This window comes from Streptomyces sp. NPDC087428 (assembly GCF_044744085.1).
In the GTDB taxonomy this organism is placed as follows: domain Bacteria; phylum Actinomycetota; class Actinomycetes; order Streptomycetales; family Streptomycetaceae; genus Streptomyces.
Genome location: NZ_JBIUXR010000001.1, coordinates 468,382 through 481,824, shown reverse-complemented (window position 1 = coordinate 481,824; position 13,443 = coordinate 468,382). Strand labels below are relative to the sequence as shown.

General features: G+C 72.1%; 12 protein-coding genes. 3 read left to right on the top strand and 9 right to left on the bottom strand.

What is annotated here, in order from left to right:
• Nucleotides 1-1,674 (bottom strand): glycosyltransferase family 2 protein, encoded by a 1,674-nt coding sequence (locus tag ACIO3R_RS02165; RefSeq protein ID WP_402102396.1) that lies wholly within the window; start codon nt 1,672-1,674, stop codon nt 1-3.
• Nucleotides 1,675-2,040: 366 nt separating this feature from the next.
• Between ACIO3R_RS02165 and ACIO3R_RS02160 the strand changes: the two genes are divergently transcribed.
• Nucleotides 2,041-2,820: a phosphatase gene (locus ACIO3R_RS02160; protein WP_385036335.1), complete on the top strand. Its 780-nt coding sequence runs from the start codon at nt 2,041-2,043 to the stop codon at nt 2,818-2,820.
• Nucleotides 2,821-2,842: 22 nt separating this feature from the next.
• Here the strand turns inward: ACIO3R_RS02160 and ACIO3R_RS02155 are convergent, their stop codons facing one another.
• Nucleotides 2,843-3,220 carry a winged helix-turn-helix transcriptional regulator gene (locus ACIO3R_RS02155; protein ID WP_385036334.1) on the bottom strand — a complete coding sequence of 126 codons (378 nt, stop codon included), beginning with the start codon at nt 3,218-3,220 and terminating at the stop codon, nt 2,843-2,845.
• A 104-nt stretch (nt 3,221-3,324) separates the two neighbouring features.
• Between ACIO3R_RS02155 and ACIO3R_RS02150 the strand changes: the two genes are divergently transcribed.
• Entirely contained in the window at nt 3,325-3,687 is a 363-nt protein-coding gene (locus ACIO3R_RS02150; RefSeq protein WP_385036333.1) for a DoxX family protein, read from the top strand.
• A gap of 22 nt (nt 3,688-3,709) precedes the next feature.
• Here ACIO3R_RS02150 and ACIO3R_RS02145 read toward each other — a convergent pair whose 3' ends face one another.
• From ACIO3R_RS02145 to ACIO3R_RS02115, 7 genes are all read right to left on the bottom strand, one after another.
• Nucleotides 3,710-4,705, bottom strand: coding sequence for a cation diffusion facilitator family transporter (locus ACIO3R_RS02145; protein ID WP_402102391.1), 996 nt, complete (start codon nt 4,703-4,705; stop codon nt 3,710-3,712).
• 57 nt (nt 4,706-4,762) lie between these two features.
• On the bottom strand, nt 4,763-5,650 hold the full coding sequence (tesB, locus tag ACIO3R_RS02140) for an acyl-CoA thioesterase II (protein WP_385036331.1): 888 nt from the start codon (nt 5,648-5,650) through the stop codon (nt 4,763-4,765).
• A gap of 19 nt (nt 5,651-5,669) precedes the next feature.
• Nucleotides 5,670-6,827: an acyl-CoA dehydrogenase family protein gene (locus tag ACIO3R_RS02135; RefSeq protein WP_123471245.1), complete on the bottom strand. Its 1,158-nt coding sequence runs from the start codon at nt 6,825-6,827 to the stop codon at nt 5,670-5,672.
• A 150-nt stretch (nt 6,828-6,977) separates the two neighbouring features.
• A complete protein-coding gene (locus ACIO3R_RS02130) occupies nt 6,978-9,902 on the bottom strand; it encodes an FAD-binding and (Fe-S)-binding domain-containing protein (protein ID WP_402102946.1) in 2,925 nt (974 codons plus the stop codon).
• A gap of 145 nt (nt 9,903-10,047) precedes the next feature.
• On the bottom strand, nt 10,048-10,455 hold the full coding sequence (locus ACIO3R_RS02125; RefSeq protein WP_385036827.1) for a RidA family protein: 408 nt from the start codon (nt 10,453-10,455) through the stop codon (nt 10,048-10,050).
• The gene (locus ACIO3R_RS02120; protein ID WP_402102384.1) at nt 10,452-11,579 is read right to left on the bottom strand and encodes a mandelate racemase/muconate lactonizing enzyme family protein; all 1,128 of its coding nucleotides are present in this window, start codon (nt 11,577-11,579) and stop codon (nt 10,452-10,454) included. The genes ACIO3R_RS02125 and ACIO3R_RS02120 overlap by 4 nt, the downstream gene beginning before the upstream one ends.
• An 88-nt stretch (nt 11,580-11,667) precedes the next feature.
• Complete coding sequence (locus tag ACIO3R_RS02115; protein ID WP_385036823.1) at nt 11,668-12,432, bottom strand: creatininase family protein; 765 nt, start codon at nt 12,430-12,432, stop codon at nt 11,668-11,670.
• Between the two features lie 62 nt (nt 12,433-12,494).
• On the opposite strand from ACIO3R_RS02115, the gene ACIO3R_RS02110 reads away from it, so the two are divergent.
• Nucleotides 12,495-13,430 carry an ROK family protein gene (locus ACIO3R_RS02110; RefSeq protein WP_385036829.1) on the top strand — a complete coding sequence of 312 codons (936 nt, stop codon included), beginning with the start codon at nt 12,495-12,497 and terminating at the stop codon, nt 13,428-13,430.
• The last annotated feature ends 13 nt before the right edge of the window (nt 13,431-13,443 follow it).

Sequence of the window (13,443 nt, the reverse complement as noted above, 5' to 3'; positions counted from 1 at the left end):
TCAGCTCAGCCAGGGCAGCATGGGATCGACCCAGCCGGACGCGAGCAGGGCGGTGAGCAGGAGCGTGACCGTCACGGCGAGCGTTTCCGGCCAGCGTCTGGGCAGCACGGAGCGGGCGCGCCGCCGGGCCGGTGCGGGGCGCCGCGGGGCGGTGGCCGGGCGGAGTCCGGTCAACAGGTCCCTGATCAGGGGGACGTTGATCTGGAGCTGCACCAGCAGATAGAGGCCGAGTCCCCAGTTGGGCGCCCAGCCGTTGCGGGCGACGGCCAGGGCGAGGCCGCCCGCGGCCGCCCCGGTGGAGCAGCAGAGCCAGCCGAGCGAGACGAGGACCACGCGCCGTGCCATCGTGCCCGGCTTCCCGCCGCCGGCCCCGGTGGGCACCCATGCCGCGCTGTGGCCGCGCAGGGTGTGCAGGAAGGCGGCTCCGGCGGCCACGCTCATCAGGATGTTGGCCCGGATCACCTCGATCCGCCAGCGGGTCCGGCTGATCCGCGGCAGCAGCACGTGCCACAGCCACAGCGGTGCGAGCAGCGGCAGCACGTGCCAGGGCCGGATCTGGTCCGGGTACCAGAACATCATCACCAGCGGCGGCAGCGGGGCCGCGAAGGTGTTCACCACCGTCGTCAGGTAGCCGACGACGCCCTCGTGGAAGCAGAGCCGCATCCGCCACGGGGCGCCCATCCGCTTGAGGACCGGGGTCCCGATCAGATGCAGGTTGCCCATCGCCCAGCGGTACTGCTGGTTGAGGAAGGAGGCGAGGTTGTCCGGCGAGGTGCCCTTGGCCACCAGCACCGGCACGTACAGGGTCCGGAACCCCTGCTCGTACAGGGCGAGTCCGGTGTACAGGTCCTCGCTGTGGTCGAGCCGGGCGAAGCCGCCGGCCAGGTCGATGGCGCTGCGCCGGTAGACCGCGTTGCTGCCGCAGCAGATCGCCGCGTCGCTCGCGTCCCTGGACGGCTGGATCCAGCGGAAGAACCACTCCTGCGCCGATCCGGCGGCGCGCTGGATCCACTCCATCGTCTCGTCGGTGTCGAAGCACTGCGGGCTCTGCACGATGCCGACGCCCGGGTCGGCCAGGTACGGCACGAGATGGCGCAGGAAGTCGGGCCGGGGCGCGAAGTCGGCGTCCAGGATGGCGATGTACTCCGCGCTGCTCAGGGTGAGCGCGTGATTGAGGTTGCCCGCCTTCTTCAGCTGCCCCCGGTCGGGCCGTACGACGTAGCGGTAGCCGAACTCGGCTGCCAGGGCGGCCACTTCGGGGCTGTCCGCGTCGTCCAGCACCCAGACGGTCAGCGCGCCGGGCCAGTCCAGGTCCGCGACGGCCCGGTAGGCGTTGTCCAGGACCGGCAGGGGTTCCCCGCAGGTCGGCAGGTAGAGGTCGACACTCGGCAGTTCGGCCGGGTCCCAGGCGTGCACGAGCACTTCGTGCGAGCGCCTGGTGAGCCGGCGCTGGCGCAGGCTGTTGACCGACGAGAGCGCGAGGGCGACGACGTTCAGGGAGAGCACCGCGAGAAAGGCCCACAGGGCCGGGGTCCGCAGGGCGAAGGTGAACATGGCCGCCGCCGTGAGCACGAAGGCGAACGAGGAGCTGATCAGTACCCAGCGGCGCTGTGGCCCGAAGTACCAGTAGAGCTCTTGGTCGGACGGAGGTTGAGGTAAGTGATGGACGGTCATAAAGCCCCCCACGGCTGTGCATGTCCCGGTATCGGGGGACCCACCCTAGCGCCAAAGGTATAGACCATTCGCCGGTGATCGGAGAGTGAGACGTCGGCCGGGCGCGCGGGGAGTGGTCCGGAATTTCTCCGGGAGTGGTCTGGACCTATTTCATGATCCCGTCCGGATGGAGCGGGAAGTTCCAGGTCACACGCGGGTTAACAGTCACCCAACATCCCGAGGAGGCCGCCCCGCGGCTCCGGACCCGCGCCGGCGGCGGCGTCCGGCCGCCACCGCGGCGGCCGCCGCCCCGCGTTCCCGGGCCCGGAACCGCCGACCGCTTCATACGAACGGCACACAGCGCACACCTGACGGCACAATGGGTTCATGCCGATACCCAGCCGCGCCGCCCTCGTCGAACACCTCGTCCGTACGCGTATCGCGGGAGACGTCGCGACCCCCCGCGACAACAACCTCTCCCACTACCGCAAGCTCGCCAACGGCGACCGCCACTTCTGGCTTGGCCTGGAGCTCGGCGACCGGTGGCGCGACGAGCAGGACGTGCTGGCCGTGATGGCCGAGCGGTGCGGGGTCAGCGACGACCCGGAGCACCGGTTCGGCCAGGACACCATCGACCCCGAGCTGACCGTCGCCGCCCTGGACCGTGCGGCGGCCCGGCTGCGCAAGGCGGCCGACGGGTCCGAGCGGGTGCTGTTCGCCACCGGGCACCCGGGCGGCCTGCTGGACGTCCACCGCCTGACGGCGGCCGCGCTGCGGGCCGCCGGCTGCGAGATCGTCCGGATTCCGTCCGGGCTGATGGCGGACGAGGGCATGGTCTTCCAGTTCGCGGACGTCGCCGTGCAGGAGCGCGGCGCGACCCTCTGGCACACCCACTCCCCGGCCCCGATGGCGGCGATCCTGGACGGCCTGGAGCGGGAGGGGCGCCCCATGCCCGACCTGGTCGTCGCCGACCACGGCTGGGCCGGGTGCGCGGCGCAGCGCGGCCTCGACGCCATCGGGTACGCGGACTGCAACGACCCGGCGCTGTTCCTGGGGGAGTCGGAGGGCACCCTCCAGGTGGCCGTCCCGCTCGACGACCACGTGCTGGACCCGCGGTTCTACGACCCGATGACGGACTACCTGCTGGACGCGGCCGGACTGCTCTGAGCCGGGGCGCCCGCGCGGGGCCTCAGGGGTTCTGCGCGTCGTAGGCGGCCTGGCTCCGCTCGATGCCGGGGTTGTTGTCGACGGCCCACTCGGCCAGCTTCACGGCGGGCCCGATCAGGGTGCGTCCCGTCGCGGTGAGCTCGTACTCGACGCGCGGCGGGACCTCGGGGTACGCCGTGCGGGTCACCAGACCGTCGCGCTCCAGGTGCCGGACCGTACGCGTGAGCATCCGCTGCGAGATGCCCGGGATGCGCTGCTGGAGCTCGGTGAAGCGCATCCGCTCGCCGTCCAGGGTCGCCACCACCAGCAGGGTCCACTTGTCGCCGACGCGGTCCAGGATGCCCCGGATCGCCCGGCCGCCGTCGCCGCGGATGAGGCAGGTGCTGCGGTACTTCGACATGGCGTCCCCTGTTCGCAACGCACACCGGTGTGCCTTTTGTAAGCGTTCCCATAGTTACCGACCATGTGGTTACGGACAAGTCGTCACCATGACGGAGGACGCACATGGAAATCGCTTACTGGATCGTCGCCGGACTCCTGGGAGTCCTCTACCTGTACTCCGGCGGCAAGAAGGCCGTGCAGTCCAAGGAGCGGCTGGCGCCCATGATGGGCTGGGTGGACACGGTTCCGATGCCGCTGGTCCGGGTCATCGGCGCCGTCGAGATCCTCGGCGCCGCGGGCCTCGTACTGCCGCCGCTCACGGGCATCGTGCCCGGCCTCGCGACGGCGGCCGCGATCGGCCTGGCCGTGCTCCAGGTGATGGCGGCGGGCCTGCACCTGTCCCGGGGCGAGGCCCGGCAGACCGGGCTGAACGCCGCCCTCGTCGTACTGGCGGCGGCGGCCGCCGCCCTGGCCACGACCTGGTGACCCGTGGGGGTCCGGCCCCCGCTCAGCCCGCGCCCGCACCGGGCCCGGCCGACGGGTCCCGCCCGGCGGCACGGGCCCGGCGCCGCTGTGCCAGTCCCGGCGTCGGGTCCAGATAGACCCGCCGGATCGACGGATACCGCTCCCGCAGCTGCTGCTCGGCCTCCTCGCAGGCCCACTCGACCTGCTCGGCACTGGCCACGTCCCGGAAGTCGACCTTGGCGGCGATCAGGATCTCGGCCGGCCCCTGGATGAGCGTGGTCAGCTCCAGTACGTCGATGATGTGCGGCACCGTCAGCAGCTCCTCCCGCACCCCCGCCCGCATCGACTGCGACACCGGCCGGCCGATCAGCAACTGGGCGTTGGACCGGCCGAGCACCCAGGCCACGTACACGAGCAGCGCGCCGATCAGGACCGACGCGACCCCGTCCCAGACCCCGGAGCCCGACAGCTGGCCCCCGAGCAGTCCGCCCGCGGCCAGCAGCAGACCCACCAGCGCCGCCGAGTCCTCCATCACCACGGCCTTGACCGCGGTGTCCGGGGTGAGCCGGAAGTAGCGGGTGGCGGGGGTGCCCAGCCGCAGGGCCTCCCGGCGGACCTGCCGCAGCCCGGTGCGCAGCGAGTAGCCCTCCAGCAGGAAGGCCACGCCCAGCACGATGTACGAGACGAGCGGATCACCGAGGTCCTCGCCCTCGACCAGGGTGTGGACGCCGTCGTAGACCGAGAAGACCGCGCCGCCGACGAAGGTGGCGACGGAGGCGAGCATCGCCCAGATGTACCGCTCGGGGCCGTACCCCAGCGGGTGTTCCTCGTCGGCGGGCTTCTCGCTGCGCTTGAGCGCGGTGAGCAGCAGCAGTTCGGTGACCGTGTCCGCCACCGAGTGGGCCGCCTCGGAGAGCATCGCGCTCGATCCGCTGATCAGCCCCGCGACGGCCTTCGCCACGGCGATGCCGAGATTGGCGGCCGCCGCGACGACGACGGTGAACGTGGACTCGCCGCCGGCTGGTTTCTCGTCACTCATGGTGGGGAGTATGTCCGCAGCCGGGCCCGGCATGTCCGACGCGCGGCCGGGGCCCGTTCAGTCCGTCCGGGGGACCCGGATCACGCCCTCCTGGATGACGGTGATCGCCAGCCGGCCGTCCTGGGTGTAGATACGGGCCTGGCCCAGCCCGCGCCCGCCGGACGCGGACGGCGACTCCTGGTCGTAGAGCAGCCACTCGTCGGCCCGGAACGGCCGGTGGAACCACATCGCGTGGTCCAGGCTCGCGCCCACCACGTCGCCGACCGCCCAGCCGCCGCGCCCGTGGGCGAGGAGCACCGAGTCGAGCAGCGTCATGTCGGAGACGTACGTGGCCATGCAGACGTGCAGCAGCGGGTCGTCCGCCAGCTTGCCGTTGGTACGGAACCACACCTGCGAGCGGGGCTCGCGCGGCTCCCCGACGGTGCCGAACGGTGGGGCGTCCACGTACCGCAGATCGACCGCGGCCCGTGCCTCGATCAGCCGTTCCACGACACCCGGGTCGCTGAACCGGTCCGCGTGGCGCGGCAGCATCTCGGCGGCCGTGGGCAGCGTCTCCGGGTCGGGTGCGGCCGGCATGTCCGCCTGGTGCTCCAGGCCCTCCTCGTACGTCTGGAAGGACGCGGACAGGTGGAAGATCGGCTGCCCGTGCTGGACGGCGACGACCCGCCGGGTGGTGAAGGAACGCCCGTCCCTGATGCGGTCGACGCTGTAGACGATCGGCGCGCCCGGATCGCCCGCCCGCAGGAAGTACGAGTGCAGCGAGTGGGCGGTCCGGTCGGCCGGGACGGTGCGGCCCGCGGCGACCAGCGCCTGGGCCGCGACCTGTCCGCCGAAGACGCGGGGCACGAGTGCCGAACGGCTCGTGCCCCGGAAGATGTCCCGCTCGATCTGTTCCAGGTCGAGTAGCTGGAGCAGATCGAGCAGGGGGTCGGGTGCGGTGCTCATGGAGAAGAACGTAGCCGCTCTACAGCCCCATGGACTTGGCGATGATCGACTTCATGACCTCGCTGGTGCCGCCGTAGATCCGGTTGACCCGGTTGTCCGCGTACAGGCGGGCGATCGGGTACTCGTTCATGAAGCCGTAGCCGCCGTGCAGCTGGAGGCAGCGGTCGATCACGCGGTGCGCGACCTCGGTGCAGAACAGCTTCGCGGAGGCGGCCTCCGCGGCGGTCAGCTCGCCCTGGTCCAGCGCTTCGAGCGCGCGGTCGGCGACGGCCTGCGCCGCGTCGACCTCGGCCTGGCAGGCGGCCAGCTCGAACTTGGTGTTCTGGAAAGAGGCGACGGTCTTGCCGAAGACGGTGCGGTCCAGCACGTACTCCTTGGCGAACCGGACGGCGGCCGCGGCCTGCGCGTACGCGCCGAAGGCGATGCCCCAGCGCTCGGAGGCCAGGTTGGTGCCGAGGTAGCCGAAGCCCTTGTTCTCCTCGCCGAGCAGGTCCTCTGCCGGGACCTTGACGTCGACGAACGCCAGCTCGGCGGTGTCGGAGGTGCGCAGGCCGAGCTTGTCGAGCTTGCGGCCCACCGAGTAGCCCGCGGACTTGGTGTCGACGGCGAACAGCGAGATGCCGAAGCGGCGGTCGTCCTCGCGGGGGGCGGAGGTGCGGGCGCAGACGATGACGCGGTCGGCGTGCACCCCGCCGGTGATGAAGGTCTTGGCGCCGTTGAGGACGTAGTGCGTGCCGTCCTCGGAGAGCTTGGCGGTGGTCTTCATGCCCGCGACGTCGGAGCCGGTGCCCGGCTCGGTCATCGCCAGGGCCCACATCTCCTCGCCGGTGGTGAACTTCGGCAGCCAGCGCTTCTTCTGCTCGTCGGTGGCGAGCATCTTGATGTAGGGCAGGCCGAGCAGGGTGTGCACCCCGGAGCCGCCGAAGGAGACGCCCGCGCGGGCGGTCTCCTCGTAGATGACGGCCTCGTACTTGTGCGAGTCGATGCCCGCGCCGTCGTACTCCTCGTCCACCGTGATGCCGAAGACACCCAGCTCGCCGAGCTTGCCGTAGAACTCGCGCGGCACCACGCCGGCGGCGAACCACTCGTCGTACACCGGCACGACCTCGGCCGCGATGAAGGCGCGGATGGTCTCCCGGAACGCCTCGTGGTCCTCGTTGAATACCGTACGGCGCACGGGGTGCCTCCCTGGTCGGCTGGTTCGGCTTCGTCACCGGCTAAGCGCTTGCTCAGCCATGGTCAAAAGTTACCCGTCAGTCATGGAGCTGTCCAGGGTGATACCGAGCACGTGCGCTCCACCCCGCCGCCGTGGTGCGACCCGTGCCGCTCAGGGGCGCGTCGCCCGTTCCAGTTCGATCAGTACCGAGTGGTACGTACGCCCCGTGGCCCGGTCCATGCCGATCTCGCACATGCGGTTGGCGGAGAGATGGGCGTCGTAGTGGCGGGAGGTCACCTCCGCGGCCTCCTTCGCGGTCGCCGAGGCCGTCAGCTCCTTGTGCAGCATCCCGCGGTCACCGGCGAAGGCGCAGCACCCCGCGTCGTCCGGGACGACGACCTCCTCCGCGCAGGCCTCCGCGACCTCGCGCAGGTGCGCCACGTCGTCCAGATGCTCCATCGAGCACGTGGGGTGCAGCACGGCCGAGCCGGTCCTGCGCAGGACGGTCAGGCCGGGCAGCAGTTCCTCCGCGGCCCAGACGACGGAGTCGGTCACCGTCAGCCCGCGGTGCAGCTCCCGGTTGGCCTCGGTGAGGTACGGCACGATCTCGTGGGCGATGCCCAGCGTGCAGGAGGAGGCGTCGACGACGAGCGGGAGCCGTCCGGCGTCGGTCCAGCCCCAGGCCGCCTCGACGATGCGGTTGGCCATCACCGCGTTGGCGTCGTCGTACCCCTTGGAGTGCCAGATCGTCGCGCAGCAGGTGCCCCCGACGTCCTCGGGAATCCACACCGGCCTGCCCGCGCGGGCCGACACGTCGACGACGGCCTGCCGCAGCGAGGGCGTCTCCTCGCCGTCGGGTCCGCCGAAGATGCGGTTGACGCAGGCCGGGTAGTAGACCGCGCTCGCGCCCTCACGGGTGGTGGCGGGCGAACCGCCCCCGGCGGCGCCGGGGATCTCCGGCAGCCATTCGGGGACCAGGTCGGGGCGCACGGCCCGGCGGGCGAGCCCGGTGAGGCTCCGCAGCAGCTTGTCGGGCACCTTGTCCGCCACGGCGACGGCGATCCGGGCCGAGGCCTCCACCGCCTTGAACCGGGTCGCGGAGATCTCCGCGACCCGCTCCTCGCGCGGGGAGTGCCGCTGATGGCGGAAGTCCTTCATCATGGCGCCGGTGTCGATCCCGACCGGACAGGCGAGTTTGCAGGTGGAGTCGCCCGCGCAGGTGTCGACCGCGTCGTAGCCGTAGGAGTCCAGGAGCGCGTCCTGGACGGGTGAGCCGGCGGGCTGGCGGTTCATCTCCCGGCGCAGCACGATGCGCTGGCGGGGGGTGGTGGTCAGGTCGTGGCTGGGGCACGTCGGTTCGCAGAACCCGCACTCGATGCAGGGGTCGGCGACGGCCTCGATCCGGGGGATGGTCTTGAGGCCGCGCAGATGGGCCCTGGGGTCGCGGTCCAGGACGATCCGGGGGGCCAGTACCCCGTCGGGGTCGATGATCTGCTTGAGGCGCCACATCAGTTCGGTCGCGCGGGGGCCCCATTCCAGTTCCAGGAAGGGGGCGATGTTGCGGCCGGTGGCGTGTTCCGCCTTGAGGGAGCCGTCGAAGCGTTCCACGGTCATCTTGCAGAAGTCGTCCATGAACGCGGCGTACCGGTCGATGTCGGAGGGCTTCGCCGCGTCGAAGGCGAGCAGGAAGTGCAGGTTGCCGTGGGCGGCGTGGCCCGCGACGGCGGCGTCGAACCCGTGCTCGGCCTGGAGGGTCAGGAGCGCGTCGCAGGCGTCGGCCAGCCGGGAGGGCGGGACGGCGAAGTCCTCCGTGATCAGGGTCGTGCCCGCGGGGCGGGAGCCGCCGACCGCGGTGACGAAGGCCTTGCGGGCCTTCCAGTAGCCGGAGATGACCTTCGCCTCGCGGGTGAACTCGTTGGTGACCGAGGTGACGGGCCGCACCAGCTCCAGCCCGCGGAGGACTTCGCCGGCCGCCTCCTCGTGGGCCTGCCGGCCGGCCTCGTCCGGAGCCCGGAACTCCACCAGCAGCGCGGCGGTCGTCTTCGGCAGCCCGGCCCAGTCGGCGGGCACGCCCTGGACGCTGACGGAGGCGCGCAGGGTGTTGCCGTCCATCAGCTCGACGGCGATGGCGCCCGCCTCGTTGAACAGTGGGACGGCGGCCGCCGCCGCGGTGAGGGAGGGGAAGAAGAGCAGTGCGGTGGAGAGGTGGCGGTCCAGCGGCAGGGTGTCGAAGACGACCTCCGAGATGAAGCCGAAGGTGCCCTCCGAGCCGACCATCAGCCCGCGCAGGATCTCCACGGGGGTGGCGCCGTCCAGGAACGCGTCGAGCCGGTAGCCGTTGGTGTTCTTGATCTCGTACTTGGCCCTGATCCGGGCGGTGAGCGCGGCGTCGGCCTCGATCTCCGCCTTCAGCGCCAGCAGCCCCGCGCACAGTTCCGGTTCCGCCCGTGCCAGGTCGGCGTCCGCGCCGGGGGCGGCGGTGTCCACCACGGTCCCGCCGGGCAGCACGAAGGTCAGGGAGGACAGGGTGCGGTAGGAGTTGCGCGTGGTGCCCGCGGTCATGCCCGAGGCGTTGTTGGCGACGACTCCGCCGACCGTGCAGGCGATGGCGCTGGCCGGGTCGGGGCCGAGCAGCCTCCCGTACCGGGCGAGCGTGGCGTTGGCCCGCATGACGGTGGTGCCGGGCGAGATGCGGGCCCGCGCGCCGCCGTCCAGGACCTCGATGCCGGTCCAGTGCCGTCGCACGTCCACCAGGATGTCCTCGCCCTGTGCCTGGCCGTTGAGGCTGGTGCCCGCGGCCCGGAAGACCACGTCACGGCCGTGTTCACGGGCGTAGGACAGGACCGCCGAGACGTCCTCGATGTTCTCGGGGAGCACAACGACCTGCGGGACGAAGCGGTAGGGGCTCGCGTCGGAGGCGTACTTGACCAGATCGGAGACCTTCCACAGCACCTTGCCCGGCCCCAGGAGAGCCGTCAGCCCGTCCCGCAGCGGCTGAGGGGTACCGGCGGCCCGGCCGTCCGGGACCCGGTCGGGGGCGGTGGGGTCGGCCGCTCCGGGGCGGAGGGCTTCGGGCTTGGGTTCCAGCAGCGGCATGCGTTCGTCTCCTCGGCGGACCGGTGGCCCCGCCGCCGCCGCGGGGGCGGCGGCGGGGCCACCGGTCTCGATCATTGCGACCAGGCTATGAGCAGGCCGACGCGGCGCGACGGCGCCCCCGCGGCGGCGGGGTCACCGGGAGCGGTCAGCCGGGCACGACGGCCACCACGTCGATCTCCACCAGGATGTCCATCAGGTCCGAGCCGACCGTGGTGCGGACCGGGTACGGCGCCGTGAAGAACTCGCCGTAGGCGGCGTCGTACTCGGCGAAGTCCCGCTTGAGGTGCTCCAGGTGCGCGGTGACCTTGACCACGTGCTCCGGTGTCAGACCGTGCTCGGCCAGCACCGCCCCGACGTTGCGCAGCACCTGGGCGGTCTGCGCCCGTACGCCTTCCGGCACCGCGCCCGTCTCCGGGTCCTGCGGGCCGAACCCGGCCGTGAACAGGAACCCTCCCGCGGCCACCCCCTGGGAGTAGGCCCCGGCCGGCCGCGGAGCGCCGTCCGTCCGTACCGCTTCCTTGACCGTGCGCACCGTGTCCTCGCCGCCGCTCATCCGGTCAGGTCGCCTTCCCGCTCGTTGACCGCGGCGTAGTGCCGCAGCTTGTCCTCGTCCACGGTGACCCCGAGACCGGGGCCGGTGGGCACCCGCAGCCGGCCGTTCTCCAGGTGCAGCGGCTCGATGATGTCGTCCGCGTGCAGGTAGTACATGCTGTCGATCGCGCGGGAGAGTACCGGTGTGCTGGCCACCACGGCCAGGTGGGCGGCCGTCGCGATGCCGAGTTCGCCCCCGCTGTGCAGGTTCATGCCCAGGCCGAAGGTCTCGCAGTGCGAGGCGAGCGCCTTCGTCGCCGCGATACCGCCCCACTTGTAGACGTCACCGTGGATCACGTCCACCGCGTTCAGGCGCATGGCGGGGGCGAATTCCTCGAAGCGGACCACGCACATGTTGGTGCAGAGCGGGATGCGCACCTTCGCCTTGACCTGGCTCATGCCCTCGATGCCGACGCACGGGTCCTCCAGGTACTCCAGGTCCAGCTCCTCCAGCGCGATGCCCGCGCGCACCGAGTCCGGCACGGACCAGGCCGCGTTCGGATCGACCCGGAGGTCGACGTCGGGCAGCGCCTCGCGCACCGCGCGCAGGATGGCGACATCGCCCGAGGTGTCCCTCGTGCCCTTCAGCTTGACGGCCTGGAAGCCCCCCTCGGACACGACACGGGCGGCGTGCTCCGCCATGGCGGCCGGCAGCGCCGGGCCCGCCGCACCCGGGGCGTCCGCGCGGGTGATGAGCGCGGTGATCGGGACCTCCTCGCGCACCGCCCCGCCGAGCAGATCGGTGAGGGACTGACCGGTGGCCTTGCCCATCGCGTCCCAGCAGGCGACATCGATGGCCGCGATGGCCGCGTAGCCGAGGTAGCCGTAGAAGAACGGCACCATGTGCTGCTTGCGGTGGAAGCTCTCCAGCGCGAAGGGGCTGGTGCCGATCAGGTCCGGTGCCATCGACCGGACGATCGCGGCGACCGGCCGGCCCCACATCGTCTCGCCCCACCCCTCGACGCCCTCGTCGGTCCGTATCCGGACGACGGTGCGGGTCTCTCCCGTCTTGGTCTCGAACGAACTGGTGAAGGGGTTGACCAGTGGGAGGTTGACGACCCATACCTCGACGTCAATGATCTTCATTTCTTCTCCTCGCATAGGGGAATGCCCGGTTGGTGGGGCCGGGAGCGCGTGGGGCGCGTGGGGCGGGACCGCGCCCCGGACACCGCGTTCAGCGCGTCGTCTCGTCGAAGGCGCGGATCGCCTGGGCCAGGCCCCGCGCCCGCTCCGCCAGCAGCAGGCCGCCGGTGTCCGCGTCGGCGCCGGACGCGTCGTCCGTCGACCCGCCGACGCGGGCCCATTCGCCGTGGCGTTCCACGGTCAGCCCCGGATGCGGCGGGTGGTCGAACAGGGGCGGCGGCTCGACCGGAGGCCGCGCCGGCACCGGGGTGCGCACCAGGTCCGGACGGGCCGCGAGCATCAGCGAGGTCTCGAACCAGCCGGCGTGCCCCGGTGTGACACCGGGCCTGTCCGAACCGCTCTCACCCGTGCCCAGCGTCCAGTACGAGCACGCGGCGACGGTCACCTCCGCACGCAGCGCGAGCCGCTTCACGGCCAGGCGCATGATCTCGTCGTTGCCGCCGTGCCCGTTGACCACCATGATCCGGCGGTACCCGCTGGTCACGAGCGAGTCCAGGATGTCGTCCAGGACCGCGCCCAGGGTGGCGGCGGACAGCGAGACCGCCGCGGCGAACAAGTGGTGCGGGCTGTGCCCGAAGGGCAGCGCGGGCAGCCGCACCGGGGCGGGCCCCGAGGCCTCCCGGGCCAGCAGCTCCAGCGCCCGGTCGAGCACCTCCTCGACCAGGATGGTGTCGGTGCCCATCGGCAGGTGCAGGGAGTGCTGCTCCTGCGAGCCGATGGGCAGCAGGGCGACGCGGTCCTCACCGGCCCGTCGTACTTCCTGCCAGGTCAGTTCGTTCAGTCTCAGTTGGCTCACAGTGCTATCTCTCTCAAACGGGGCCGTGGCAGAGTCGGCGCATGGTCCACGAACGTTCGTCATTGCGTCTGGTGCCCGACGCCGCTCCGCAACCGGCAGCGCCTCGCGCTCCGCAGACGCTGGGGGCCGTGGAACTGCTGCCCGGACGGGTCAGGGCGGCCCTGCTGTCCATGGCGGGCACGGTGCTGGACAGGACCGAGACGTCGTACGACGCGGCCACCGCCACGCCCGCGGACATCGACGCGGCCCTCACCGCGGCCTGCGGGCTCTTCGCCGGCCGCGCCCCGGTGGGGATCGGGGTGGCGGCCGCCGGACTCGTCGACCCCCTGACGGGCCTGATACTCGAGGTGAACGACGTCCCCGGCCTGCGCCGCTACCCGGTGGCGGACCGGCTGGGCCGCATCACCGGCGCGAACGTCCGGGTGGAGCACCGGGCACGGCTCCAGGTCCTCGGCGACCGCTGGTTCGGCGAGGGCCGCGGCCGGCGGACCTTCGCCTCCGTCTCGACCGGTGCGGTGCTCGGGGTGGGCGTCCTCTACGACGGTGAGGTGCTGGCGCCGCCGGGCGGCCGCAGCGGGGCCCACATGACCGTGTCGGCCAGCGGTGAGCCCTGCACCTGCGGCAGCCGGGGCTGCTGGAAGACCCTCGCCACGACCGGCTGGCTGCGGGCCCGTGCCGGGGCCGCGGGCCTCCCCGAGACGTCGCTGGAGGCGCTGGTGCGTCGGGGCGGCGTGACCGCCGCGGAGGTGGTGCGGGAGTACGCGCACAACCTGGCCCTGGGCCTGGTGAACGTGCAGCAGCTCTTCGCGCCCGGTCTGTTCATCCTGCACGGGGAGGCCCGCGAGGGCGGTGAGCCCTTCCGGGCGGAGGTGGAGCGGCGGCTCAGGGTGGCCGGCGCCCCCACCGGTGCCGAGGAGCCGCGGGTGCTGGTGAGCACGGCCGCCGTCGACGACGTGGCGCTGCTGGGCGGCGCCGGCCTCGTCCTGTCCCACCTCTAGGCGGTGCCCGCGG